19 protein-coding genes and 2 pseudogenes are annotated in these 25,836 nt (G+C 44.4%); 10 read left to right on the top strand and 11 right to left on the bottom strand.

The window, feature by feature from the left end; all coding sequences use genetic code 11:
• Positions 1 to 108 precede the first annotated feature (108 nt).
• Together OGV82_RS02585 and OGV82_RS02580 are read left to right on the top strand one after the other, a co-directional pair.
• Positions 109 to 918: a Hachiman antiphage defense system protein HamA gene (locus OGV82_RS02585; protein ID WP_101743951.1), complete on the top strand. Its 810-nt coding sequence runs from the start codon at positions 109 to 111 to the stop codon at positions 916 to 918.
• Positions 915 to 4,055: a DEAD/DEAH box helicase gene (locus OGV82_RS02580; RefSeq protein ID WP_101743950.1), complete on the top strand. Its 3,141-nt coding sequence runs from the start codon at positions 915 to 917 to the stop codon at positions 4,053 to 4,055. Before OGV82_RS02585 ends, OGV82_RS02580 begins: the two co-directional genes overlap by 4 nt.
• A gap of 268 nt (positions 4,056 to 4,323) precedes the next feature.
• Here the strand turns inward: OGV82_RS02580 and OGV82_RS02575 are convergent, their stop codons facing one another.
• Positions 4,324 to 7,032 (bottom strand): TrlF family AAA-like ATPase, encoded by a 2,709-nt coding sequence (locus tag OGV82_RS02575; RefSeq protein ID WP_101743949.1) that lies wholly within the window; start codon positions 7,030 to 7,032, stop codon positions 4,324 to 4,326.
• A 201-nt stretch (positions 7,033 to 7,233) separates the two neighbouring features.
• Here OGV82_RS02575 and arsR point away from each other — a divergent pair, with 201 nt between their 5' ends.
• Genes arsR through arsC form a run of 5 tightly spaced genes read left to right on the top strand, consistent with a single transcriptional unit; the run spans position 7,234 to position 11,533 of the window.
• The gene (gene arsR / locus OGV82_RS02570; protein WP_096875271.1) at positions 7,234 to 7,578 is read left to right on the top strand and encodes an As(III)-sensing metalloregulatory transcriptional repressor ArsR; all 345 of its coding nucleotides are present in this window, start codon (positions 7,234 to 7,236) and stop codon (positions 7,576 to 7,578) included.
• 47 nt (positions 7,579 to 7,625) lie between these two features.
• The gene (gene arsD / locus OGV82_RS02565; protein WP_000855179.1) at positions 7,626 to 7,988 is read left to right on the top strand and encodes an arsenite efflux transporter metallochaperone ArsD; all 363 of its coding nucleotides are present in this window, start codon (positions 7,626 to 7,628) and stop codon (positions 7,986 to 7,988) included.
• Positions 7,989 to 8,005: 17 nt separating this feature from the next.
• Positions 8,006 to 9,757 (top strand): arsenite efflux transporter ATPase subunit ArsA, encoded by a 1,752-nt coding sequence (gene arsA / locus OGV82_RS02560; RefSeq protein WP_192466318.1) that lies wholly within the window; start codon positions 8,006 to 8,008, stop codon positions 9,755 to 9,757.
• A gap of 48 nt (positions 9,758 to 9,805) precedes the next feature.
• Positions 9,806 to 11,095, top strand: a complete 1,290-nt coding sequence (arsB, locus tag OGV82_RS02555) for an arsenite efflux transporter membrane subunit ArsB (protein WP_060571116.1) — start codon at positions 9,806 to 9,808, stop codon at positions 11,093 to 11,095.
• A gap of 12 nt (positions 11,096 to 11,107) precedes the next feature.
• Positions 11,108 to 11,533 (top strand): glutaredoxin-dependent arsenate reductase, encoded by a 426-nt coding sequence (arsC, locus tag OGV82_RS02550; protein ID WP_060571117.1) that lies wholly within the window; start codon positions 11,108 to 11,110, stop codon positions 11,531 to 11,533.
• 158 nt (positions 11,534 to 11,691) lie between these two features.
• Here arsC and OGV82_RS02545 read toward each other — a convergent pair whose 3' ends face one another.
• From OGV82_RS02545 to OGV82_RS02535, 3 genes and pseudogenes are all read right to left on the bottom strand, one after another.
• Positions 11,692 to 11,961, bottom strand: a complete 270-nt coding sequence (locus OGV82_RS02545) for a hypothetical protein (protein WP_047717959.1) — start codon at positions 11,959 to 11,961, stop codon at positions 11,692 to 11,694.
• 900 nt (positions 11,962 to 12,861) lie between these two features.
• The gene (locus OGV82_RS02540) at positions 12,862 to 13,569 is read right to left on the bottom strand and encodes a hypothetical protein (RefSeq protein ID WP_047738102.1); all 708 of its coding nucleotides are present in this window, start codon (positions 13,567 to 13,569) and stop codon (positions 12,862 to 12,864) included.
• Between the two features lie 389 nt (positions 13,570 to 13,958).
• Positions 13,959 to 14,069 (bottom strand): annotated as a pseudogene (locus OGV82_RS02535) (alpha/beta hydrolase); the annotation flags it as partial.
• Positions 14,070 to 14,313: 244 nt separating this feature from the next.
• Here OGV82_RS02535 and OGV82_RS02530 point away from each other — a divergent pair.
• On the top strand, positions 14,314 to 15,354 hold the full coding sequence (locus tag OGV82_RS02530; protein ID WP_180961886.1) for an Ntn hydrolase family protein: 1,041 nt from the start codon (positions 14,314 to 14,316) through the stop codon (positions 15,352 to 15,354).
• A 178-nt stretch (positions 15,355 to 15,532) separates the two neighbouring features.
• Here the strand turns inward: OGV82_RS02530 and OGV82_RS02525 are convergent, their stop codons facing one another.
• Complete coding sequence (locus tag OGV82_RS02525; RefSeq protein WP_072197166.1) at positions 15,533 to 16,360, bottom strand: DUF2971 domain-containing protein; 828 nt, start codon at positions 16,358 to 16,360, stop codon at positions 15,533 to 15,535.
• A 500-nt stretch (positions 16,361 to 16,860) separates the two neighbouring features.
• Between OGV82_RS02525 and OGV82_RS02520 the strand changes: the two are divergent.
• A pseudogene (locus OGV82_RS02520) lies at positions 16,861 to 17,061 on the top strand (thioredoxin domain-containing protein); the annotation flags it as partial.
• 190 nt (positions 17,062 to 17,251) lie between these two features.
• Here the strand turns inward: OGV82_RS02520 and OGV82_RS02515 are convergent.
• From OGV82_RS02515 to OGV82_RS02490, 6 genes are all read right to left on the bottom strand, one after another.
• Positions 17,252 to 19,774: a YeeR family protein gene (locus OGV82_RS02515; RefSeq protein WP_101743946.1), complete on the bottom strand. Its 2,523-nt coding sequence runs from the start codon at positions 19,772 to 19,774 to the stop codon at positions 17,252 to 17,254.
• Positions 19,775 to 19,810: 36 nt separating this feature from the next.
• On the bottom strand, positions 19,811 to 21,256 hold the full coding sequence (locus OGV82_RS02510) for a hypothetical protein (protein ID WP_101743945.1): 1,446 nt from the start codon (positions 21,254 to 21,256) through the stop codon (positions 19,811 to 19,813).
• Positions 21,256 to 22,101: a hypothetical protein gene (locus tag OGV82_RS02505; RefSeq protein ID WP_101743944.1), complete on the bottom strand. Its 846-nt coding sequence runs from the start codon at positions 22,099 to 22,101 to the stop codon at positions 21,256 to 21,258. The genes OGV82_RS02510 and OGV82_RS02505 overlap by 1 nt, the downstream gene beginning before the upstream one ends.
• Positions 22,102 to 22,135: 34 nt before the next feature.
• A complete protein-coding gene (locus OGV82_RS02500; RefSeq protein ID WP_101743943.1) occupies positions 22,136 to 23,014 on the bottom strand; it encodes a helix-turn-helix transcriptional regulator in 879 nt (292 codons plus the stop codon).
• A 305-nt stretch (positions 23,015 to 23,319) separates the two neighbouring features.
• Entirely contained in the window at positions 23,320 to 23,931 is a 612-nt protein-coding gene (locus tag OGV82_RS02495; protein WP_101743942.1) for an inovirus Gp2 family protein, read from the bottom strand.
• Between the two features lie 372 nt (positions 23,932 to 24,303).
• Entirely contained in the window at positions 24,304 to 24,510 is a 207-nt protein-coding gene (locus tag OGV82_RS02490) for a helix-turn-helix transcriptional regulator (RefSeq protein WP_072197167.1), read from the bottom strand.
• A gap of 393 nt (positions 24,511 to 24,903) precedes the next feature.
• On the opposite strand from OGV82_RS02490, the gene OGV82_RS02485 reads away from it, so the two are divergent.
• Positions 24,904 to 25,815, top strand: coding sequence for a hypothetical protein (locus OGV82_RS02485; protein WP_101743941.1), 912 nt, complete (start codon positions 24,904 to 24,906; stop codon positions 25,813 to 25,815).
• Positions 25,816 to 25,836: the final 21 nt, after the last annotated feature.

The raw sequence follows: 25,836 nt of genomic DNA, 5'->3' as shown, positions 1-25,836 counted from the left end.
TTACGAGGTTACTATCCCCCGTTTAATCTAATGTTTTGACAGCATTGTTACAGTAGTAATGGATTGCCGATCTTGTTTTAAGGTGAATGCCCAACAAAAGGAGCTGTTATGCTACCCGACCATTTAAAAGGTTTACATTTAAGGTCAGCAGGTTTGATAACCGTTGAAGGCCGGACCATAAATGTTTGGGAGTTCTCGCCCCCAACTGATCCGGCGATTCTTGACAGTTGGGCACTGCATTTTCGTCGGCAATACTGTACAGACCAGGAGCTTCCTGAGCTCTTGTGCGGGACAGGAATGACGATAGAACAGTATCTAAATGCACATATTTTCCCCGACAAAGTCAAGGCTCCCGGGCCATCAATTCGTTCTGGTGATTTCGCTGAATTTCTCATTTCCGACTACTTGGAGTTCACGCTCAATCTGTGGGTGCCCCGAGGAAAATACGCTGACAAAGCCAGCAACAATGAGTCCGTCAAAGGCGTTGATATACTAGGCTTCCATCAGTTGGATATTGCTACTCCCAATCGAGGGGATGCCCTTTATGCCTTTGAAGTTAAAGCGTCTCTTTCAGGTGGTATATATGGTGGCCAGCTCCAAAATGCTGTTGACGATGGTTCTAACGATCAACACATAAGGCAAGCTTTCACGTTAAACGCCACTAAACGTAGGTACCTTCGTGAAGGAAAGACACTGGAAGTGAGCCGAATTGCACGGTTTCAGAATCCTGCAGATAACCCTTATACATATTACTCAGGTGCGGTTGCTGTTCTTTGCAACACAGCTTTCAATGAAGAAGAGCTTGCCAAGACACTGGCCAACACGCACTCAAATGAGGCAGCACTTTATCTGATGGTTGTGAGAGCCGATCTTCAGATGAAACTGGTTCATGAACTTTACGAGAGGGCCTGCAAATGAAGGCTGGATTCAATAGCAAACGCCTCTTTGGCATAACACGCTCGAAAGGTAAGATGTACGAGTTTGGTCTGGATGAGTCTCTGCATCTCAGAATGCCTGAAGGTTCAGATCCTCTGCAGCTGTTTATTATGACCGTAGCAACCTTGGGCGACGTTACCGGGGTGCTGGCTGAGCTGTCACTGCCATTAGTTTCTCTTCCCCCTGAGCCGCAAGCGGAGCTGAATTTCTGCGCCAGCTTTTTTGACGCAGTTCTGGATTCAGGATTTGCACAAGGCCTCGAAAGCACAACATTACTATTAGCCTCTGCCGCCTATTATGTGGCTCGACGCCCGGGAAGTAGCTTAGTCCTTGCCCGTCGAATTGAACCTAAAGAAGAAGACAACAATGTTGAGCATTTGCTTCAATGGTTGCTCAAAGCGGACTGGAGGACTTACTGGCTTTTAGACGACAAACGTTATGGACCGCTGCTAACATCGTTTTCGCGTGCTGTTGCTAACCATTTTGCCGAAGGTACCCAGCTACAAGAGATTGATGTACTGATGAAACTCCTCAGGAATGAGGCTTATAAAATGGGCACTCCCGAGGAAGTGCTTTATGCAGATGTCGCCATATCGATTTGTCGTATGAGGCTTGCAGCATCTGCTTGGGTAACCCTCTCCCAATATTCAGGTTTATCAGTGGATCATTGGCGGCCGGTCATTCAGAGGGAACGCTTTCCTAAAGAACTCTGGCCTTCTCAGATTCTTTTAGGGGAAAGAGGGATATTCAGAGGTGACTCGGGCTTGATTCAGATGCCTACAAGTGCCGGGAAAACTAGGTCGATTGAGTTAGTTCTGCGCAGTGCATTCATGTCTGGGCGCACGAAGCTTGCGGTTGTGGTTGCACCCTTTCGGGCACTCTGCCATGAAATTGCCTTATCACTTCGGCAAGATTTGGCCGGCGATGACATTAAAGTCAATGAACTGACGGATGCCTTGCAGATTGACTTCGTTGAACAAATTGCTGACCTTCTGGGAAGTGCCCCGCCCTCAACATCGAACGTATTAGTCCTCACACCCGAAAAGTTTCTCTATGTGCTGCGTCAGTCCTCTCAGGCTTTGAAACACATTGGTCTTGTCGTTTACGACGAGGGGCACCAGTTTGATACTGGCGTGAGAGGTATAACCTATGAATTGTTGCTCACCGAAATCAAGGGATTGCTGCCTGATACAGCGCAGACTCTACTTATTTCAGCTGTGATGCAAAATCCACAGGCCATTGCTAGCTGGCTGATGGGTGAGGATAAGGCACAGGTTATTGACGGCGCAACGCTATTACCTACGAGCCGGTCTGTTGCCTTTGCAAGCTGGACAGAGTCGCTTGGACAGTTAATGTTTCATGAAAATGGATATGACAAAGAGGACTACTTTGTTCCGAGAATAATCGAAGCGGCACAGCTATCGGGAATTAAAGCAGACAGCTCGATATTTCCGACCCGGACGAAATCGAGCGACGTATCGCTCTATTTGGGTCTACGCGTTATTAGTAAGGGATCCGTAGCTATTTTCTGTGGGACAAAGTTGATTGCAAATGGTATAGCAAAAAGGGCTGTCCAGATTGCGGATGCAGGATATAACACGTTATGGCCTTCAACCTACGCTAATCCTGAAGAAGTCATGGCACTGAAAACTATTATTGAGGGTAATTTCGGTAGCAATTCCTTTCTTTTAAAAGCTGCAAAGCTGGGTATATACACGCATCACAGTAATACACCTCAGGGTATACGCTTAGCACTAGAACATGGTATGCAGAAAGGACTGATTAACTTTATTGCATGCACATCTACGCTTGCTCAAGGTGTAAACTTGCCTATTCGCTATCTTATCGTGCAGGGAGTATATCAGGGGGTAGGACGTGTCAAAGTTCGCGACTTCCAGAATCTTATTGGGCGTGCCGGTCGTGCAGGGATGCATACTGAGGGGGTTGTAATCTTCGCTGATGCAACAGTTTGGGACAGAAGGAAAAATTGGCAGGAAGGATGGAAATTTCAAAGCGCTGTGGAGCTTCTCTCTCCTGACCGCGCTGAAGGCGTTACCAGTTCACTCCTTTTATTGTTAAAACCTTTTGCACTCCCCCGTAACCAAGAATTGCCCTTTGCTGGGGGCGATTTGCTGGATTTTATGGATAAGGAGGTTGAGTGGGAAGGCTGGGCTAATCTGGTGGCGGATTCAGACCCTCGCCTCAGTAAGTCGAAAAAAGATGCTCTAGTAAAAGCGCTGTTGAGCTCCTTGGCAGAACGGAAAAAGATGACGCATACACTTGAAAGCTATCTAATGGCAAACTGTGCTGCGATGGATGCAACCGCCTTTGAACAGAGGGCCGGGGAACTTGCACGCGAGACATTGGCGTACTCGCTTGCCTCTGCCGAAGAGGCTGAGAAACTTGAAGAATACTTCAGATTGGTTGCCAGACGTATTGAGTCGGTTGAGAGCTCACCCTTAAAGCAGGCATTCTTCGGCAAGACATTGCTGGGCGCAAAGCAGACTAAATTTATTGAAGTATGGTCAGGCGAACATAGAGCAATGCTGCTAGCGCTGGATTCCTCTAATGGATGGCTCAATGCCGTCTGGCCACTACTGACCGAGCTCTGCGACAATCGTTTTTTCCGTAGCGTCGAGCCTGCAGGTGCAGGGTTCGAGATCGCCCTTTCGTGGATGTGCGGAATGAGTTACGGAGAAATCTTCAAGAAAGCATCCCAGATGCAGGTTAAAAAGAAAGCCGGTAAGCGTAAACAAAAAGTGAGTGACGACGATATTCTTAAGTTCTTGGAGAGCACACTGGCATTTGATTGTTCGCTCATTCTGGCAGCTCTTGCACAATTCCTTTTTAGTCCAGAGGAAATAATCGGAGAGCAAGGGGCATCGCTCGCTCATTTTCAGAAGAGCCTAAAAAATGGTCTCCCTGACGCGCTATCCATGAGTATATTTGAGGCGGGATTTGCTGACCGTTTTATTTCTCAAGCTATTCGCGACGCTCTCCTCCAGGATGGATATGGAGGCAGCTCATTTGATGAGGCTAGGCAAAATCATTTAAGCGTTATTGAGCAAGTTGTCAAAGGAACCCCTGCTTATTTCAATTACGTTTTAAGCTCATACTGATGTCTGGTGGACTCGTAGCACGGTGCATTATGCTGCATGGGTTCCACCACACGATGCGTACCATTTTGCATGAATAGAAATTTAACACTGTCTTGATTGAGTTACAGCTTGCTCACGTCGATAAAAACTAATCCGCGAAACGTATAACACGCTAGCGCTTAGGTGGGTTATATAGTGATATAGAGAACTATTGTTTACTTTTAAAATACTAAGAGCTATATATTCTTGAATCTAATTGTAGCAATCCTTTGCTACAATTAGATTATTCTTACATTTTAAGTAAGCGATTATATCTTAAGTTGAAGGCCTCTTTACCACCTTCCATTATCTCACAAACATTAAGTCTGACATCAGTGTCACATAAACCACCTGCAGATAGTAATTGCACCTGACCGCCGTTAAAATGCATAACATTTATGTACTCAGCATCTCCATTTACAACTATGTTTGGGTTGTGGGTAATGATTATAATTTGTCTTCTTCTTTTATTGCTATGTATTTGAGATACTATTAACTTATTGATTAGAGCATTATCTAAATCATCTTCTGGTTGATCGACTACTATTGGATTATCTCCATGACTTAACAGGAATGCGAGAATTGCAGCGGCTTTCTGTCCCGCAGAACCTCTGTCAATTGAGGCGAACTTCCCTTTTTCAACATCTCTTGCATATTCTACCAGTAAACGGTCTTGTGGAAGCCAATTAATTATTCTTTCTAATATTTCTGGCTGCGACTTTATTTTTTCACATAACGATGTTTTAAATCTGCCATCGACTCTATGTATAGTTACATCTTCACTTGCTGCAATTTTGAATATAGTATCCTTTATTTCTGAGATATATTTTATCGTTTTTCTTAAATCTCCACCATCATTTATTACTTTATAAAGTAAACTATCTTCACGATCATCTTGATAAATGGATGAATTGAACCCATTGCTATAACCTAGAATAGAACGGAAATCATTTTCAATATTATTTTTATCTCCAAATGGAATGATTGACATTTTAACATATTTATTATTCCCAATTACTGAACGGATGAATTTCTCTCGTTTTTTTTGTAGGCGTCTACGTAAGATGTAACTCAAGGAAATCGAACGATTAAAATCTGTTTTGTAAGAATCAAGTTTATTTTCTTCTTCTACGATTTCATCTAACTGTTTTTGTGTGTTATTTCTTTTTTCGATCCATTGTTCATATTCTTGAGGGTTCAGTTCATGCCCTTTGCTTTCGTAAGTTTGAACAACTTCCTTATACCGATCAATGATTTTTTTACTATTTTTTTTCCATTCAGAGTTATCGAGTGCTTGTACGGTTTGCTGTACAATGTTGTCAATCTTTGCTTTTGATGATTTGATATCAGATATGACTTTATCAATTTCAGCAGTGAAATTTTTATGAATTTCACTTACTTCATTTTCATTTTCTAACTCATGTCCTAAATTAGATAAATCAAGAGGGACTGTGTTAAAATCAATAATTGATTGTAATGCATTGCTCAAACTTTCTATTTGGAAACTATCTTCTATTTTTGTTTGTTTTTTTGATAGCGTTTGATAGTTATTAAAAACATCTTTATGTCCACCCTTTTCAAAGCTGGATATATCAGAGTTTAAGTCATCAATTTGTGCTTGAATAGAGGTTTTTTCAAGAGCGCTCAGCTCAATTTTTCTAATGCTTTTTGCTAAATTAATTGATGTAACTTGTTGGGAAGCTAATTTCTGTTTCCAGCTGGAAATATCTACTTGTGGTGTTCGATCAACTATGTTTAGTAAACTTTCAGGATTAGATGCTAAGGCATTGATTTGCTTTTGGCTATAAATGCTTATGTTGAATCTTTCCTCTGGTTTGCCCGGAGCATCTTGCCACTCTTCATTTTCAAATTTCTTTATTTCAATGTCATTATTTTTTGTCCATATAACATTAAATAAATCATCACGCCTCTTTATTCCTACGCTGACTTCGGTATCATCTCTAGTAACTCCATCAATAAAAGAATCTAGATCTCTTTTTATAGATTGTAAGCCGACTAACTCTTCAGATCTACCCATCGCAATTCGTAGTGATTCAACAAATGTTGATTTACCAGCGCCACGTCCACCAATTATAGCATTGAAGAGAGGGTGCAGTTTTATCTCAACAGGTTTTCCTGGGATAATTCCACAGTGGGTCATTTTTTTAATTGTTAGGTTGTTAATTGACAGGTTTGGTAGAGAATTAGGATCGTCAATTTCGTTACTTACGCAGAATTTATTATCGTATAATGCAAGCCTTAAACCATCAATTGTTGGTTTTCCCATCTTGATCCAAGAGGTATTAGCTCCTAGTCTAGACTTTTCATGAGCATCAGAACCTTTAACTCTACCTATATCTTGAAATGTCTTTTGTAGTTCTACATCTACGCTATCAAGGAAGTTTAAATCGACAAATTCTGCTGCAACAATTTTTTTTGCCCATGTACTTATTTCTGAGTTGTTGTTTTTTATTCCCTTTAATAGCCCTTTAGGACCATCAATATGCGCAGGAATAGCAATTCCATTTTCCTTGCTTATCAGCTCAATTACTTTATCAACAGATTCGGTAGCGCATGTTGACTCTGCATCTCCATGTCCTTCCGTAATCCCACACATGCCAAGCACACCATTAATTTTAGCTGTGCCACAAGAGGGGTCAAAAATTGATAATATATGAACCCTAGATTGCCCGGTGCTTACGGTTATTTCACATCCTGGGAATAAAATTAATGGGCGATATTCTTGATAGGATGTTTCAAGCGCTTTTAGCTCTTGCTTCAAGATATCAATCCATGCCCCACTAACATGGTCAGTTACTGCAACGCAGTCAACCTCTCTTTCCATCAGGGCAATGAGCCACTCTTTTGCTGTTTCTGCTGGCGCTTTGTAATCTGATGAGGCAGGAGTGTGTGTATGAAAATCAAATTTATACCAATAGCTTCCTACATTAGTGTACATATCAAAGTCCTACTAAGTTATTAAGCTGAAACGTTTTATTGTTTTAAAACATGATGTTAAATCATATTTCCTATTCACATTTTTTACTATTAAATTTTAAAAATTTTGAGTTTTGCTTTCATATATGAAAAAATGCATGTGATGTTGATCGTTTCATTTTTCCGCGTGATAATGAATGTTTCCGTCAGAGGAGAAATTCCTATGAAGCCCCTACAACTCTTCAAAAACCTCTCCGATGAAACCCGTCTAGGGATCGTACTGCTGCTCAGAGAGATGGGAGAGCTGTGCGTGTGCGATCTCTGTACAGCGCTGGATCAGTCGCAGCCCAAGATCTCCCGCCATCTGGCAATGCTCCGGGAAAGCGGTCTATTGCTGGATCGCAAGCAGGGGAAATGGGTTCATTATCGCTTATCCCCGCATATTCCATCCTGGGCTGCTCAGGTGATTGAGCAGGCCTGGTTAAGCCAACAGGACGACGTACAGGCCATCGCCCGTAAGCTGGCATCGGCAAACTGCTCTGGTAGCGGTAAGGCTGTTTGCATCTAAAAAATTTTCCTGAACATATATGTTTTTCCAAATGTGAGGTATTCAGAATGAAGACGTTAACGGTGTTTGACCCGGCAATGTGCTGCAGTACCGGCGTATGTGGCTCAGATGTCGATCAGGTTCTGGTTGATTTTTCTGCTGATGTGCAGTGGCTGAAAGGACGTGGTGTACAGGTTGAACGTTACAACCTGGCGCAGCAGCCCATGAGCTTTGTTCAGAATGAGAAAGCGAAAGCATTCCTCGAAGCATCTGGAGCAGAAGGTCTTCCGTTACTGCTATTGGACGGTGAAACGGTGATGGCAGGGCGATACCCAAAACGCGCTGAGCTGGCTCGCTGGTTCGGTATTCCGCTGGAGAAGGTAGGGTTAGCTCCCACCAGTTGCTGTGGTGGTAATACTTCCTGTTGCTGAATATGTCAGGAGGACATATGAAATTCTTACAGAATATCCCGCCTTACCTGTTTTTTACCGGCAAGGGTGGTGTAGGAAAAACTTCTATTTCCTGCGCGACGGCTATCCGCCTTGCTGAACAGGGTAAGCGGGTTTTGCTGGTCAGTACTGACCCAGCCTCCAATGTCGGTCAGGTGTTCGATCAGGCTATCGGTAATACCATTCGCCCTGTGGCAGCAGTTCCTGGACTTTCCGCTCTGGAAATCGACCCGCAGGAAGCCGCCAAACAATACCGCTCCAGAATCGTTGATCCTATCAAAGGTCTTTTGCCTGATGACGTTGTTAACAGTATCAGCGAGCAGCTTTCAGGAGCCTGTACCACTGAGATTGCGGCGTTTGATGAGTTCACCGGCTTATTGACAGACGCTTCCCTGCTGACCCGCTTCGATCACATCATTTTTGATACAGCGCCGACGGGCCACACGATTCGCCTTCTCCAGCTTCCCGGTGCCTGGAGTAGCTTCATTGAAAGTAACCCGGACGGTGCTTCCTGTCTTGGCCCAATGGCCGGGCTGGAAAAGCAGCGTGAGCAGTATGCTCATGCGGTAGAGGCGTTATCCGATCCTGAACGTACCCGCCTAGTTCTGGTTGCGCGACTGCAAAAATCTACGCTACAGGAAGTCGCCCGCACCCATGAAGAACTCGCCGCAATTGGCCTGAAAAACCAATACCTAGTGATTAATGGTGTGCTGCCTAAAGCCGAAGCTGAACATGACGCCCTGGCCGCTGCGATATGGCAACGTGAGCAGGAGGCACTGGCAAATCTTCCTGCCGGTTTATCTGGGCTACCGACAGATACCCTATTACTACAGCCAGTCAATATGGTTGGTGTTTCAGCATTGAAGGGACTGCTGGATACCGGTTCTGAGGCATTACCGCTCCCGGTAACGAACATCCAGTACACGCCTAAAAACTTATCGCTCTCTGGCCTGGTCAATGATATCGCTCGCAGCGTACACGGCCTGATTATGCTGATGGGCAAAGGTGGCGTAGGGAAAACCACGATGGCTGCTGCCATCGCCGTCAGGCTGGCGGATATGGGATTTGACGTACATCTCACGACCTCTGATCCTGCTGCGCACCTGAGTACAACGCTGAACGGCAGCCTCAAAAACCTGCAGGTCAGCCGCATCAACCCTCACGATGAAACCGAACGCTATCGCCAGCATGTTCTTGAGACGAAGGGAAGAGATCTGGACGAAGCCGGGAAACGGCTGCTCGAAGAAGATTTACGCTCCCCTTGCACCGAAGAAATTGCCGTCTTTCAGGCCTTTTCAAGGGTAATTCGTGAAGCAGGTAAGCGCTTTGTGGTCATGGACACGGCACCTACCGGGCATACGTTATTACTGCTTGATGCTACCGGGGCTTATCACCGTGAGATTGCCAAGAAGATGGGGGATAAAGGTCATTTTACCACTCCGATGATGCAGCTTCAGGACCCGGAACGTACCAAAGTCCTGCTGGTCACTCTGCCTGAAACCACACCTGTACTGGAAGCTGCAAACCTGCAGTCCGATCTTGAGCGTGCGGGGATTCATCCCTGGGGCTGGATTATCAATAACAGCCTTTCGATTGCACAGACGCAATCGCCGCTGCTTTGCCAGCGCGCCCTACAAGAGCTTCCTCAAATCGAGGTTGTGAAAAACCAGCATGCAAGCCGCATAGCGTTAGTACCGGTAGTGGCTGCAGAGCCCACTGGCATCGAGAAACTCAGAGAGCTGGCCGTTTAATTTTTTTTGTATACACAGGGCGGCAGAGCCGTCCTGTCTGGAGGATTTATGTTACTGGCAGGCGCTATTTTTGTCCTGACCATCGTTTTGATTATCTGGCAACCGAAGGGATTAGGGATCGGCTGGAGTGCGACGCTGGGCGCGGTACTGGCGCTGATATCTGGCGTAGTCCATTTTGGTGATATCCCTGTAGTGTGGAATATCGTCTGGAATGCGACGGCGGCCTTTATTGCCGTGATTATTATCAGCCTTCTGCTCGATGAATCGGGCTTTTTCGAATGGGCAGCGCTGCACGTTTCCCGCTGGGGTAGCGGTCGTGGACGTTTGCTCTTTACGTATATCGTTCTGCTCGGTGCGGCGGTGGCGGCACTGTTTGCCAACGATGGTGCGGCACTTATTCTGACGCCGATAGTCATCGCCATGCTGTTGGCATTAGGGTTCAGCAAAGGCACCACGCTGGCATTCGTCATGGCTGCCGGTTTTATTGCCGATACGGCCAGCCTGCCGCTTATCGTGTCGAACCTGGTGAATATAGTCTCGGCGGACTTCTTTGGACTGGGCTTCACTGAGTATGCGTCGGTAATGGTGCCGGTGGATATTGCCGCTATTATCGCCACGCTGGTGATGCTGCATCTGTTCTTCCGCAAAGATATTCCACCGACTTACGACCTGGCTCTCCTGAAAGCACCGGCAAAGGCGATTAAAGATCTGGCAACCTTCAGAACTGGCTGGATAGTGTTGATCCTTCTTCTGGTTGGTTTTTTCGTCCTTGAGCCGTTGGGTATCCCGGTCAGCGCGATTGCGGCTGTAGGGGCTGTCATTCTGTTTGCGGTGGCGAAACGAGGCCATGCCATTAACACTGGCAAAGTGCTTCGCGGTGCGCCATGGCAGATCGTCATCTTCTCTCTGGGGATGTATCTGGTGGTCTATGGCCTGCGTAACGCTGGTCTAACAGAGTATCTCTCTGGCGTACTGAACGTGCTGGCAAATAAAGGTCTTTGGGCCGCGACCTTTGGTACTGGCTTCCTGACGGCTTTCCTGTCTTCCATCATGAACAACATGCCTACCGTGCTGGTTGGCGCTCTCTCTATTGATGGCAGCACCGCAACAGGTGTTATCAAAGAGGCGATGATTTATGCCAACGTGATTGGCTGCGATCTGGGACCGAAAATTACACCTATTGGTAGCCTGGCAACGCTGCTCTGGCTGCATGTCCTTTCACAGAAGAACATGACCATCACCTGGGGATACTATTTCCGCACCGGGATCGTCATGACTCTGCCTGTGCTGTTTGTAACGCTGGCCGCGCTGGCGCTACGTCTCTCTTTCACTTTGTAATGAGATACTGATATGAGCAACATCACCATTTATCACAACCCAGCCTGCGGCACGTCGCGTAATACGCTGGAGATGATCCGCAACAGCGGTATTGAGCCGACCGTTATTCTTTACCTTGAGACTCCACCTTCACGCGATGAGCTGGTCAAACTCATTGCGGATATGGGCATTTCCGTCCGTGCTTTGCTGCGTAAGAACGTCGAGCCGTATGAGGAACTGGGTCTTGCAGAAGATAAATTTACTGACGACCAGCTCATCGACTTTATGCTGCAGCATCCAATTCTGATCAACCGTCCGATCGTAGTGACGCCACTGGGAACTAAACTTTGCCGTCCTTCGGAGTTGGTTCTGGATATCATTCCGGAACGTCAGAAAGGAGCATTTACCAAAGAGGATGGTGAGAAAGTCATTGGCGAAACGGGGAAGCGTGTTAAGTAATCTGCCCACTTTAAAATATCGGACGCCTGTTAACGCTATGCGGGTGTCCACCTTTCGCTCATAGCAGACCTCGCAACGCTTCAGGCGGTCCGCTTTGTGCTAGGAGCGGACACGGCCAATACCACTGGATATTAATCAATGGGGGGGGCAGCCCAGCATTACAAACCAAGAATCTGGGATAGCGCTGTTGCAGCCGCAGACAATGCCGCAAATGAATTGTACTTAGATTGAAGCCGCGCAGTAGCGAAGAAATCATGGAGGTTTACATTAAGTTCGGGATCTTCATATGTGACCATGACAATTTTTTTGCCTAGCTCAACTTTTGCTGTGGCAGATTTAATCCATAAAATTGCAGATAAGACTCCAAAAGTTAATGACATCACATGATGATCCTTAATCCAGCTCATCACAAAAAGTATATCTTCCACTCATCACCTCCCTGATAAATAACAATAGCATTACGGACAAACAAGAAATCTCCTGTCGCGAGAACCTCGTCGATTTTAACTCTACACTAGTGATTGGCTATTCGAACAGGATACAGCGGCAAGGCTGCGAACTTCCGCTTATCGCTCACAGCAGCCGCACCTGAGTGAAGTCCCCATAGGGAAACCTGTGGGGACTTTTTCTCTTTTTTTGACGTCGCACTCTCATCTCCGAAAATTCAGGCGATGGCACTGAGAAATTCTGTCGGGCCTGGAGTCTTTTGCAGGCAGGGTACCGATGCGTTTATCCCAAGCCCTGCTTGGCCTAAGGTTTCTGCCATGGAACGTGCCAGGTGCTGCCATCTTCAGACGTAAAATTTCCTGCCTTATCATCCGTCCGGAAACACCGGGTGACTTTGCCGTCAACGTTGCAATTTCTCCAGTATAACGGGAAGCCCTCAGTCTCCTTATGTAGCTGCGCCAGCGTTGAGCGTCGCTCGTGTATCTCATCCAGTGAGGGAACAAGCGTCAGGATAAGCACAATGACCACACTGCACAGAACCCCCTGTGCAGCCAGAAACCAGAGCCAGCTTCGCCAACCAAGAGACCTGCAGGCTCGTTCATAGCGGTTAGTTGCACCGTCTGCGGCTCGATCGGCTTCGCGGAAATGGTCCGCCAGAAGTCGTGCAGACCTCTGAGCCGTTGAGTCGGCCATTGCTGTAACGGCACTGATAACATCATCTCTGACCTCTCTCATCTGTTTTTCATGAGATGTTGCGGAATGAATCAGTGCTGACGTTGCCCTGTCTGCTGTTTTTCCCTGCTGCTGTGCGGCCTGAAGGAGCCTGTCTGCGGCCTCAAAAAAGAGGCGTATGTCGTGTTCACTGACGGAATTTGTGTTTTTCATAGGCTCAGCTCAATCCCTCTGTCGTGGTCTAATGATTGCTCTCTCTCCAGCTTTGGCTGGCGATCTACTTCATGCCTGTACAGGAGCCATTTCTCATGTGTCATCGAAAGCTCCATCATATTCTTCAGCTCTGCATACCTCAGATTACCGCTGCCGTCACAAACGACGATAAGCGCGCCCGCGTTGCTCTCTGCGTCCACGCCCTGGCACCACCTGACCAGTTTCAGGTAGTCACTGACGGCAACCGGATCTTCGGCATTAACCTGAGTCGAAAAGATGCTACGGGTTGTCTGTGCAATAAAGTTCTCAAGGTTCAGGGGCTCAGCCTGACGGGGGGACCGAGAGAGGGCGATGAGATAGCTCGAAAAGTAGGTTTTCACACCCACCTGAACATCAGGCGTTGTTTCAACATACCAGTGGATTCGGTGAGAGAGTGGCCTCAGCCTCACATCACTTCCTAGCGCGTGAGAGAGCTTTCTGAAACGGGCGGCCTCTTTACCAGAGCGGTTATCCGCAGATTTGAACTCAATTAGCCGTAGGGTGCCGGGAAAGGAAAGCAGGACATCAGCCAGCGCCTTGTCCTCAGGCGTCTGTTGGAGCAGATTGACAGATGCTGGCAATACATGCCCGCGAAGCTGTGCCCCTACAGAGACGCCCAGTCCGTACAGGAAATTACCAATAACCACGTTCTCATAAAGTTTCACTGTCTGCTTCCCCTCCTCAGTTCTTAGCGCGGCTCCGCACGTATATTTATCCACACGCCGGAGCTGGCATATTTATGACCGCTGTTTACCTATATCCATAGCGATTTATCGGCCTCTACTCTGTGAGGATGATTGTTTTCGAAGGAGATTTTTACATTACACTAAGCGCTGGAGCAAATGAGCCATTTAGAAAGAGCGGACCTTACCGGCCCTGTGTTCAAACTTTTTGGTGAAAGTGCTTTCCCGTCAGACAGCATTAATCATTCAGTAATGAGAAGCCGACGCAGTCACGGGCTGGCCGCTGCATATGCTGAGCTGCTCCGCCAACTACTTGTATCTGAGACTACTGGCTTACCTTTGACTCTCACATCAGGCAGTGTCACATCCTAGCCATGCTTGTTCACTACGTCACGCCACTCACGAGCCATCGCCAGACGTATGCACCAGCTGCCCTGCGCGGGCATAGCGATGGGTTTATCTGTTAGGTCATCGCTGTAAAGTTAGGAGGATGTTGACGAGTTTGTGCTTATTGATAATCACAGGCAGGATGAATGGGACTATGAGCGATATTTCAACAACGGGTAACGTTTGTTTGCGAGAAGACATCACTGAACTCTTGGAAATAAAAATTAGCTTCTATAGGCCATAGCAGATATAGTTAATGGAAGATTAAATAAATGATATCGATAAAGTTTTGGACGAACATGCAGCTTCGAAAGAATTGAAATTAAAAGGATGGATATTATGACTTGGGTGGTTGGAGGGAACTGCTTTAATGGGTTTGTCTGCGTAGCCGATATTCAGGCAACAATAACATTGACTGGCGGGGAAGTTCGTTATTTTAATTGCATTCAAAAAATACACCAAATAGGAAGTAATTTATGCGTGGCTTTCAGTGGTGATATTAGGTCAGGATTCAAAATCATCGAGTTATTGAGGGAAAATATTCATCAAAACTTTCAGGATGGTGAATGCTTTGATATTGATGGCCAATCTAAGATATTGATAGGTTTTCTTAATTGCTGCTATGATTATATCAATCCGAACCATAAGCCTTATCTTGAATTAATGTTTCTATGGAATTCACAAGAAGGCGATGGACTTCTATATCGCCCATTTTGCATGAAATTTAAATCGCCAAACTTTACTATGAATTCAACCGCATTGCCTGGGGTTGCTCAATCAGGTAGTGGAATGACTAATAGCACTTTTCAGGCAATATCTTCTTTTTTAGAGGGAAAGGAAATTTCCACGCCGGAGTACAAAAAATTATTTTCTAACATTGAAGGTGCTCCAGATATTATCACTCTTAAAAATTTCAAAAACATAATTCTGAATGAAGCGTCAAAAGTTAATCAGCCGGGTATAAGTCGAACATTGATTTCTTTTGAATCAGAAATACCCTTTGACGAGATTTATAGTGAGCAACAAAACAAGAATTTAAAAGAAGCATTTATCACCCTAGGTTTAGGACCCACTGAAATGAAAACTGAAAATTACAGATTATTTCTTTCTGTGCTCTCAGTTCCTGATGTTCAGAAAAAATTAGATTATATCAAACGATATAATCCATTTTTGTATAACTCGATAAGGGATATATTGCAACAGGGGAAAAAGTCAATAAATATACAGCCAATAACAGAACTTCCGCCAATTGTTGTCGATCGTCATGTGAGTGATGAAGAAGAAATTCACTCTTATAAACTAATAACCACGTGGCCTGAACTTAAAGCATTTTTGGGCGAAAAGCGCATTAGCGTATCGGCTATGCAGGCAACAGCGTGAATTAGCTATCCTCTTTCAAACATTGCCACTTACTTAAGTTGTTCGCTCACATCGGACTTTTAGCCCGGTTAACGTGTCCGTTCCGTGGGAGGAGCGGACAACACCTAAATGCTCTTGTAGACTTGGCTAGTTCTTCATTGTTTCTGTTGTTTCGTACAAACGAGGGAAATTACAAAGATTACCTGTAACTTGCACCAGATCTAGATACGGGTATCTTTAGATAGCCATTCGACGCTAGTAACATCTCAATTTCATAATTATTTATTTCACATTTAGGGCCAAGAACAACTTCAAATAGAAGATTTTCTTTTGAGGAAAAATCATATTCGAAATACGATGTTATTCTATTTCCTGTAACTCTTTGCTTTGGCCTTGAAATTGAATGTAAGAAGTTAAATTCGCCACGCTCATTCCCTGTAACAAAGGGAAGGTGTACAATTCTCACTTCTTGCTCTTCTTCAAAGAATTTATTTTTAGTAAATAAGCATTTTGTTCTGACCTCAGTTGTTATATGATTATAGGTCATCCATCTATGAGAGTCATCAAGAAAAGATGATGCAATTACAACATTAGACATGCGGTCAGCAAACTCACGGATAACTTTAACATCATCATAAAAAACTTCATTGATGCCTATGGAATGAATATCAGACATACCCAAAACTGGGGCGACGTCAGAAAACCCAAAGGCTTCAGTATTAAAACCAATTGATACTCCACAGCCATCACTAGCATAGGCACGCCATTGACTTAAGAGATCTTTGTTTTTTGAAAAACTACAAATATAAGGATGTGGGAATGAGTTTTGAAAGCAAAGAAGGAACTCATCAATAACATAATTATTAGATGGATTTCTCTTTGAATCCAGAGCATCCAAGAAATAGTTTTTAGCATAATTTATTTCAGTATAATCATTTAGATTTCCAGCCGATGAAATCCAAAGTTTCTTATTATTTATAATGCTCAATAGTGCATTGAGATCACAATAGTGATAAACTTTACCCATCAAAGACACAACCTTCTTTATAATATAAAAATCCCCTTGCTTATCTCAAGAGGCTCCCGCGACTTAGCTAACGCCTGTCTTCCAACACTCATGCCTCTCAATGATTTAATCGCAGATGTATGAGTAGATATCGCATGATAATAAAATGAAGACTGAATCACCATATATTTAACCGATACCTTATTGCTATCCATAGATACTGTTTTATCGTTGTAGAAGGTAACTGCTACACCGATGACGTTACCCAAAACTAACTTCCGCTCCTCACTCACTATGGACCTTGCTGAGCGTGAGTTTCTTCGTGTTCGGGGGCGGAAGTGGCTAACAACAATCTGTGTGGTTCAACGGGGAACGGGTCAATACAGTGACTGAGAGATAAACCATATTCATTCATAACCTTCCTTGGGAGGATACGCTTCGCATGCAGCTAGATATTGCTAATCGATGAGCACAAGTTAACCCTGACCTATTAATGGGTAATGTTATCAAATAAGGAATAAAGTGTTGAGCCTTATGAGGAACTGGGCTTTGCAGATGAGAAATTTACTGACGCTCGGTTAATCGTTGTGACGCCGCTGGGAACCAAACTGTTTCGTCCTTCTGAAGTTGTTCTGGATATCCTTCCAGATGCTCAGAAAGCGGCTTTCACCAAGGAAGACGGTGAGAAGGTTATTGATGATGCAGGTAAACGGCTGAAATAAACATTAAGGGGGCAATTGCCCCCATATTTGTTAATTCTTCATACCCTTCCGAAAGTCTGTTCGAATCAGTTCATTATGATGATTACCATTGTTTATTCTGTATTTTACAATGGTATCATGGGGTTAATGGTATTTAAGTTTGCTTCATCTAGAGCACCATATCACGATGGTAATGAATTTATACCTTTCATTATGCAACAGCATATAATGAAACCGATGTATCAAGCTGATCGACCATTTCGCAGATTTGCGATTGTTCATAGCTCAGGACCGGTCGTTGCTTAACCACACTTACTACAAGTGGTTTAATCAGCATATTGGCCGTTGCTCGGTCTTGCTCTTTTGCGGCGAAGATTACCTCCAGGGTTTTTTGGTCAATTACTGTTGCCAGATTCGCGTTCAGGTTTTCAAGTTCGTGTTCTGTAAGCATGAAACTTGTTGCAAGCCATGTAACCTGTTCCTGGATGAGAGCCAGCACTTTTACTCGGTCGTCTTCAACCAGTGCACCCGCTATTTTTTTGGAAATCGCTGTGGCAATCATACCGCCTAACAAGCCACCAGCTGCGCGTCCTGCTAAAGCACCGAAAGGACCTAATGGACTAAGCATCATTCCGCCAGCAATAGAACCAATTGCACCCCCAGCCACACCAGATGAAGTAACTGCCAGATTTTTTATAAACTGTGCCCCAGAAATACGACCTCGCACCATTTTGATCATATCCGGACCAGTGGTCACGGCGACCAGTGCGAAAGAGGTAACCAGTGTGCCACGCATCATCTTGTTAAGGGAGTTGAGATTGTTAGCTCCGACTCCCTGTTGAAGCGCATTACGAACTGTCGGGCTGGCAGCGGCAAAATCAATATTTTTAAGTAATCCCTGAACGGCACTGATACGGTGTAATTGCTGTACCGTCACATAAACTGTCAGTGTGCGGGTAAATGTTTTACCTGCCTGTATTGCTGCCGTTTGCAACGCAGCCTTACGATCGCCGGTATTGAGGTAGAAAATAGAAGCTGTCAGACCGAAGCTGATACCTCCAGCTGCGAGGCTGATGATAGATCCTTCCGCAATGTCGTAAGTGATAGATTCGAACGTGCCAAACTTAGTAATGTTTTGTGCCTGGCTATAAGTCAGGTGTCCCTGACGTACAAGTTTTGTGGCTTCTGCAGGATCGGTAACGCCGGGGACTTTGCCATCGCGAATTTTGTTCTCCATCGTTTCAAGCGCTTTCGAATACTGGTCTTTCGGAACCTCTAACTGCATTGGGGTTCCGTTACTGTCATAATAGCGATAATTACCGTTTTGTCCGTCAAAACCAGCACCGACGCTACGTGCAGCGGTTGCACAGTATTTGGTCTGAATCTCTGAACCGTTAACCAGCCTGTCTGCACCATTTTTCGCATTATCATCACCGAGAATATGTGCATCTTTTAGTTGGATTTTGTCAGTAAGATGATTTCCCCGTTCGGCTGCAAAACCATGTCCTTGTCCTCCCACTGCAAACATTTTTTCGTTAGTATTCCAGGCCTCCGGGAGTGTCATGAGAATCAGACCGTTTGTTGCTGCACTGGAAATAAATTCAGCCTGTGGTCGCTTGTGAATTTCAATGCAGAGTTTTTCCGTTTCCCGGCAAATATCTGAGCAATACCATTCTTGGCTCCCACCACCGCCTTGGTGTTTTGCGTTTTTAATTTCGCTCAAACCGCATGAAGTGCAGGTACAAAGCTCGTCGACATAGTGAAACGAGACAAATTTTCGACCATCCGAAAAAGAATAATAGTTCCCACCATCAAGATAACGGTTCAGGAGATCATCATTCGCAGCAGAGGGTAAATTCAGCCTATTACCAAAAAGGCTTCTTAGCTCATCTGATGAGTGTACTATTTTACTGTTTAACTGCTCATTAAATTCAGCCATCTTTCTTTCATACCAGGCATCATTTAAAAGCCAGTTTTCACCAGCCAGATCCTGCTCTCGAGTATCGCCCTGAAAAATATGCTGTGAGACCAACTTGAGATAGATAGTCTCTACGAATTCTGCTGAGAGGTTACTTCCTTCTTTTAGTTCCGTCAGCCAAAGTTTGTTATTGATCGCTTTTTGCTCATTTAACCCTGTATTGATGGCATTAGTTAACTTCTTGAGTTCCTGAATTTGGTTTGCCGCATAGAACTGTGTCAGTAAGGCTGCTATCCAGTATAGCAATCCTGTCCACCACATCAGTGAAGATGAGATATTATATTGCCAGGCTATAAACGGTGTAGCCGCAGAGCAGGCCATCAAAAAGTAAGACGTATAAAAACAGCAATAATACTCTTTAAGTTTGGCATTGATATCGGCTGGTATAAGCCCGTTTTGTAGAATAGCCTTGGTTTGTACAGGTACTGCAAGCAGGCCACTGGCAAATGCAGCGGTTAAAATAAACTTCATTGAATCAAATGAATAAGCTTCGTAGGCAATATGTTTACCATCAAGTCCCCACATAAAGCTAATCACCATTCCTGCTATGGCAAGAGGTACACCCAGCAGCCAACGTGAGTGAAGCGCATAGGTTACGCGCTCTACAATATAGCCCGCCAATAAAGGTGGGCCTGCAACAATCAATGCACCCAATCCTAATATCACACCTAGAATATTGAGAGATGCCTTAAACAACGCTTTTATAATAACAAAACCGATTACCAGTAAAATTAACGCACCAATTATCTGTAGCATTGTGGTTTTATCCTTGCTGTAATTTTTATTCGAGTGCTACGCCATCATAAATGTGTCAAGATCATCCGCATTTTTGATTATCTTCGTCTCTTCAACACCGTGGGCCTGGGCAAGCGTGATGCTTGCTTCCAGCAACCGGCGATTGTTTTCCACGCTAAATGCAGCTGCGGTAAGCTCACCCAGCGCCGCGAACTCGTTCAAAATTCGGTTGAGTGCTTTCTGCTCAATCTCACTTAAGCGACATGTAAATTGCTCCATTTTTTTCGCCAGCAATTGGCGTGCTTTACTGTCCAGATTTTTAGCTACGGTAACCATAAACTTCCCTGAGATAGAACCAACCAATGCCCCCAAAACAGGCACAGGGATGATTGCCTGACCTGCGACAGACATTGCGCCAACGATGGCAGATTCCGCGCAGATGATAAGGCCAAGATCGGTAAATTCATCAGCATTAATCTCACCGCGCTGATAGGAGAGAGCAAGATTGCTTACACCTTTAGCGGCAGTGACCAGCGCGCTGGCGAACGGTGCTCCCAGAGAGGCATAATTGGTCAGGGTATAAATTGCTCCGGCGGATACACCGCCAATAGCGGCACCTTTCAATGTATCTAAGCCGACATCCTGCCAGTCCTGTCTGTTGAAATCTCCACGAAATATATTTTTACCGTCACGGTATTTGCTATATATACCTGTTACAAGAGCAAAGGTTCCACCGAAAGCGGCTCCCATTGCGGTTGCACGCATGCCTTCACTTAGGGAGGGTTGGTGATCGTCAATAATTTCTGCTTTTTTTGCCTCGTTCTGTTCCGCTAATTCCTGATCATGTTTATCAAGCGTTTCGTCAATTTTTCCCCACTGAACATCTTTGTAATCAGAAACTCCAGGACGCACGACATCATTAAAGGATCTTCCCGTTGTACTTTCAATTTCTGTAACTTTATCCCTGATAGCCTGTATTGTTTTTTCGCTCAAGCCCTCCACCGGCTTCCCATCAATAACATCCTGAATCGTTTGCCAGGAGTCTTTGGGGATATGGTAAAAGGATTCTCCTTGGGTGAAATTGGGATAGGTTTCCATGTGCTGAAGGACATGGTTCAGGTTATTATTAACTCCGTTGATAAACTTTGACTGCACGTCAACGCCATCTATCATATAATCCGCCGGAGCGGTTCGACCCACTCCGTCAAACGTGGCGCTAAGATCAGAGGCATCCTGAACCCTTTCTTCTATTGCCTGGCGAGCATTGCGCACGCCAACTTCTACCTGCTCAGCAATTTCACCGTGTTTGGTGCTCATTGAGCCCAGGATGTTACCCGGTGACGCGATGAAATCACGCACCTTTTGCATTTGTTCGCCAGCCAACTCAAATGCACGATCCTGCTGCGATAGTTTTAACAGTTCATTATCAATGCGGGTCTGATTAATGGCGTTAACCGCGCTGCCGATAAGCTGGTCGCCAACTGTATTATGGTTAATGCTCATTACTGGATTTTCTTGTTGATCAGTTTTGATAATGCATTGATATGGTTAATCAATGCCCCTAATTGATCTTTCTGCTGGGTATTAAACTGGCAATAGTCTTGAGGCGCAGCCTTTTCCAGCACATCAATAATGCTTTCAGTACCATGATAGTGCTCGGATGTGAGCATCTTGAGTTCTTGCGCACCACGTTCCATCACGCGAAGTTCGCTGGTTTTTGCGCGAACCTGGCGCTCTTCCTGTTGTGCTTCATCAATGATTTTACCGTTTTTGCGACGGGCTAGTAAGGTTCCGCCAGCGATGCCTACAGCACCAATCCCCCAGCCTATTGGACCCGCCAGAGCCAGTAGTGCGCTTCCTGCTGACATGCCACCGCCACCCGCAGCCAGTGCGCCGCCGCCGAGCCATGCCAGGGCTGCATTTGTTGCGGCAGCTCCGCTTAACGTAGCAATAGCGGTACCCGTGGATGCTGTACCAAAAGTTGTTGCGACCGCCAGCGCAGCCGTAGGGGCAAATGCGGCGACCCCCGCCCCAACGGCAACCCCCGCAGCAGCCGTTCCTTTACCAATATGTGATGCGCGGTATTCTTCTTCCAGTTTTTCCACCACGTTATCAAATTCAGCGATTTCCGCTTTCAATTCGCTCCAGGATTTATCAAACTCTTTCGGTGTATTCGCCAGTCGATTAACAAAATTTTCACCACGGGCAATCAGGTCCTTACTGCATTTCTGGCGTAACAGAAAGAGGGCAGTGATCTCATCCTGGGTGTCTTTAGCCTGTACTTCATAACGGTTAGTTGCACTTTTGAGACTGGCTAATGCTTCTTTTCTTTCTGAACCACGTAACATTTTTTACTCCTGCTGTATGTTGTCAAAAATAATTTCACTGCAATGGGTTTTTCATTTCTATTATCTGCTGGTTGAGCTTCTGATAAAAAAGTTGTTGTAGGCTAACCGGGGAAATAATAGTGAGATTTGGTAACCAATAACGTAATAATGGAAATAGCTGGTTTTCGTGTGCCATTTTGGTTTGCACGATCAAGTCGCCATTAGGTTCCTGACGAATTAACTTTTGGGCAGGCAGAACATTTCGACGTTTAAAAAAATGGCTTACGTCGGCTGAAATTTTAAGGAGTACAATCTGCTTATCCAAAGAAAACCAGACATCATCTTCTTCAGCAAAGTATTGTGTGATATGGGGTTGTGGTGTGAAGTGCTCTGATTTAAATTTCAGCCAATGAATTTTGGTGAGCTGGAATCCTTTAACCTTTTCATTCTCTACCGCACCGAGATACCAGACGCTCTTTATGTTAATAAGCTTATAAGGCGCGACGGTCCGATGTTTCCCTTTATAATGAAATTCACAAAGGCTATTTTCACGAATCGCTTTATCGAACACACTATAGTTATTCTCAAGTACGCGTTTCGCTTCTGGATCTCCGGGCAGCGATCTGATGATCAGTGAAGTCATGTCAGGCTGGGAGAAGATTTTTTTTACAGGGAATAACTCTGCCATCCCTAGGGCATTGATGAGATTTTGTTGTTCTTTTAGAGCCTGAGGTTTAGCGTAAGCGGGAGCCAGCCTGTAAATACCATCACCATCGGGGACGATTCTGTCGCCCAGACGATTAAGATCACGATACAAAGTACGCTCACTGATGTTGAATTCGTCCATCATCTTCTTACGTGATACAAAACCGTACTGGTAAAGTTCTGCAATAATAGCGGTTATTCTTTGTACCATTACCTCATGCCCGCTCATGCGCGTTCTCCTTGTGATTTTTCCTTGAGATTACCAGTCGCTACTGACAGGGCATGTCAGTAGCGACTGGGGGATCATGTTTTCATATCGGCAAATTTCTCACATAACTTAAGGAGATTAAGTCGAAAAGTCAGTTAATGGCTTTTGCGGTCAATAACATAATCAGTCTCCTGCAGGCAGTCGCGAGTAGCCACTCAGAGGTGAAAGAACAACTGACGTGTCAAGGCTTCAAAAGCGGAGTATGCTGAGATTCAGTCGATTAGAGCCAGGCTGAAGAAATCTTTATAGACTTAGTTTGTTTTGCCTCAGGACTGGCTGCAGCCAAATGAGCGTTCATTCCGGCTGTATGACTTGGTGCGCTCCTTCGCAAAATAACTCAGCCTGAAAGTGAGTTTATCGTAAACCGTTTTGTAGTCTAAATTATTGACGTCCAGGTAATACAATGGGTTGTCCGGGATATGTACCAGCGTTCGATATCCGGGGGGAGAGCTCAACTGTAAGGCACTCAGCCAGGCTGCCTGTATCAGGCTGGCTAACCCAGTTCCATCTTCACCGTACACCCCTAACCCGTTGAAAGTATCTTTATTCACAAAGAGTACCATGTGGTAATGAGACTTCTTGTTTACTTCTCCAACCTCCCGGACCCAGGCGTAACGTAAATGACATGGGTAGCATCGAATACCCTGCTTTAGTTTGCTTCGATATCGTGCTTCAATCTTTGCATTAAGCGATTCTATAAATCGAGAGATAAGACCAGCCTTACATTCATCGTGGTTATCAGGAAGTCGTAGGTCTACACGGACAACCATTGTTCGTGGGTATTGTGCTGTAGCGTTATTAATCACGCGAAGCATCCGTTGCAGATACATTGTATTGAATGGGGCATGACGTTGATCAAGATAAATATCATTAAGCATCATAAATTCCTGTTGTCTGTATAGTATCTAGGGTTGTGTCTTACCTTGGGCTGATGAGGTAATTAAATGGTGATTTATGGTTTTGATTTGAATGTTTGTTAGTTTGATTTGTGGGAGCGTGTATATGTGCAGAGTGTATTGACTATTGTTGTTTATATACTTGCAATGGATGAGTGTGTTGATGGTTGGATGTGTAGTATATTGTTGTATATATTACCAATCCGGGGTGTTAATTTTAATGCGTGTCATGCAAGGTGTGATTTTATTAGCTGGTGATCATTTATTTTTACTCCGAAGTTAACATGTGGGTTATATAATGATATTTATGATATAAACATGCAGTCCGATTGGGGGCATGGGCGTAATTTCATTTCAGCTTCGCGATGCTTTAACTCGTTCTCGTAACCAATTTTCAACTTCACTCTGTAACCAGCGAGAACTTCTCCCTAGCTTAATAGGTTTTGGAAATTCACCATCTTTAATTAATTTATAGAACCACTTGTCAGTTAATCCAGTTAGGGTGGTGATAAATAACATGTCAACTAATTTGTCTTCAGTTAATAGTGTTTCAGTTATCATATTAGATTCTCCGGTTGTTATTAGTGTGGCAGAGCTCAATTTGGAATTGAGTTCGCGTTCAGGCATAACAACCGGTTGTTATGTAAAAATTATAATGAGCCTTTTAAGTGATTCTGGAAATTGAAATGTCCCACTTCATGCATATAAAGCAGTAAGGTTTTTTATAATTCGTTATGGCTATTTCAATCTGTTTATATTTGCGCTTAGAGTTTTATATCCCTTTGTAATCCAGGACCCAAACAGTTCTTTTACTTCTTCCCCTCTGCTATCCCCCAGTCCTCAAGAAGCCAAATTTTCGTGACCGTATACACGTTATCAACAATAACTCATTGAGTTAATGTGCAAAAATGGGCATTTTTGTACCTATAATCACGTAGTGACAAGGGGGTAGTGGTGGTTTCATTTTATGATGAAAGGAATCTCATTTTATTTTTGTACTTTAAATTAAAGAAATTCGAGGTTGATATTCCTCCTGAGTCGTCCGAAGCAAATCTTGCAAACTATGAAAAGAGAGTGCGCAATTTATTATTGAGTGGGAATAAAGGTTCCGAAAGAGAAGTAGATACTTTTATCAATAACACCCGGGTTGAGGCTAAAAAAGAGATTCCATGTGAAGATGAGCTTGAATGGTTCACCACAGACTCCAGGGCTAGTTATTGGTTACTTTGTAAAACAGATCAAGATCACGTTACCGCGGGTTATGCACCCTATACAAACACTTTCCCTGTTCAGGCAGGAAATTCTCTGTTAAATGAACCATTCACTTTAGGATTCGATATTCCGCCGGTCCATAATCTTCGGGTGCGGCTTATCAAAGATAAAGTTGTAAGAAGCATTTCTGAAGGAAATACCAGACAATACATCCTAAAATTACATAATGAGTGGAATGAATTAATCACAAAGAGAAATTTATTTTCTGATGTTAATGGGAAGGCAGGGGTGACCATTGACTGGTTGCTGAACTATTTGCAGGAAAACAATATTACCTTGCAAAAGTATCGGCATGCTGAAGGAACAGAAGAAAAAATCGCATACTGTTATGCGTCATATTTTATCTGGCGTGAGGATGTTTTTAGAACTGAAGCAGAAAGAGAACTATTCATAAGGAAATTTAAAAGTGCATTGAGCACACAGAAAAGCCGAGAGAAGAAGCGTGCAGATAAAAATAAAGCCCTTAACGTGATCATTTCTCAGGAGACTCATGATAAGCTTCGTGATATATCTGTGAGAGAAGGGATCTCAAATGCCAGAGTTATTGAATATGCTATTCATCTGGCATGGAGGCAAAAATTGAATCCACGCTGAATGTTTTTTTGGATATATATC

Origin of the sequence: Citrobacter sp. CK191, assembly GCF_030333435.1 — a bacterium.
In the GTDB taxonomy this organism is placed as follows: Bacteria; Pseudomonadota; Gammaproteobacteria; order Enterobacterales; family Enterobacteriaceae; genus Citrobacter_B; species Citrobacter_B koseri.
Note: the sequence above shows the minus strand (reverse complement) of the source record. Positions and strands in the feature narration are given on the sequence as shown.

What these genes read in the sequence shown, in the direction of transcription:
- OGV82_RS02495 (WP_101743942.1), bottom strand. Translation starts at nt 23,931, where the DNA reads ATGCTTAATGATATTTATCTTGATCAACGTCATGCCCCATTCAATACA.
- OGV82_RS02500 (WP_101743943.1), bottom strand. Translation starts at nt 23,014, where the DNA reads ATGAGCGGGCATGAGGTAATGGTACAAAGAATAACCGCTATTATTGCA.
- arsC (WP_060571117.1), top strand. Translation starts at nt 11,108, where the DNA reads ATGAGCAACATCACCATTTATCACAACCCAGCCTGCGGCACGTCGCGT.
- arsA (WP_192466318.1), top strand. Translation starts at nt 8,006, where the DNA reads ATGAAATTCTTACAGAATATCCCGCCTTACCTGTTTTTTACCGGCAAG.
- arsB (WP_060571116.1), top strand. Translation starts at nt 9,806, where the DNA reads ATGTTACTGGCAGGCGCTATTTTTGTCCTGACCATCGTTTTGATTATC.
- OGV82_RS02585 (WP_101743951.1), top strand. Translation starts at nt 109, where the DNA reads ATGCTACCCGACCATTTAAAAGGTTTACATTTAAGGTCAGCAGGTTTG.
- OGV82_RS02515 (WP_101743946.1), bottom strand. Translation starts at nt 19,774, where the DNA reads ATGCTACAGATAATTGGTGCGTTAATTTTACTGGTAATCGGTTTTGTT.
- arsD (WP_000855179.1), top strand. Translation starts at nt 7,626, where the DNA reads ATGAAGACGTTAACGGTGTTTGACCCGGCAATGTGCTGCAGTACCGGC.
- OGV82_RS02580 (WP_101743950.1), top strand. Translation starts at nt 915, where the DNA reads ATGAAGGCTGGATTCAATAGCAAACGCCTCTTTGGCATAACACGCTCG.
- OGV82_RS02575 (WP_101743949.1), bottom strand. Translation starts at nt 7,032, where the DNA reads ATGTACACTAATGTAGGAAGCTATTGGTATAAATTTGATTTTCATACA.
- OGV82_RS02530 (WP_180961886.1), top strand. Translation starts at nt 14,314, where the DNA reads ATGACTTGGGTGGTTGGAGGGAACTGCTTTAATGGGTTTGTCTGCGTA.
- OGV82_RS02525 (WP_072197166.1), bottom strand. Translation starts at nt 16,360, where the DNA reads ATGGGTAAAGTTTATCACTATTGTGATCTCAATGCACTATTGAGCATT.
- OGV82_RS02505 (WP_101743944.1), bottom strand. Translation starts at nt 22,101, where the DNA reads ATGTTACGTGGTTCAGAAAGAAAAGAAGCATTAGCCAGTCTCAAAAGT.
- arsR (WP_096875271.1), top strand. Translation starts at nt 7,234, where the DNA reads ATGAAGCCCCTACAACTCTTCAAAAACCTCTCCGATGAAACCCGTCTA.
- OGV82_RS02490 (WP_072197167.1), bottom strand. Translation starts at nt 24,510, where the DNA reads ATGATAACTGAAACACTATTAACTGAAGACAAATTAGTTGACATGTTA.
- OGV82_RS02510 (WP_101743945.1), bottom strand. Translation starts at nt 21,256, where the DNA reads ATGAGCATTAACCATAATACAGTTGGCGACCAGCTTATCGGCAGCGCG.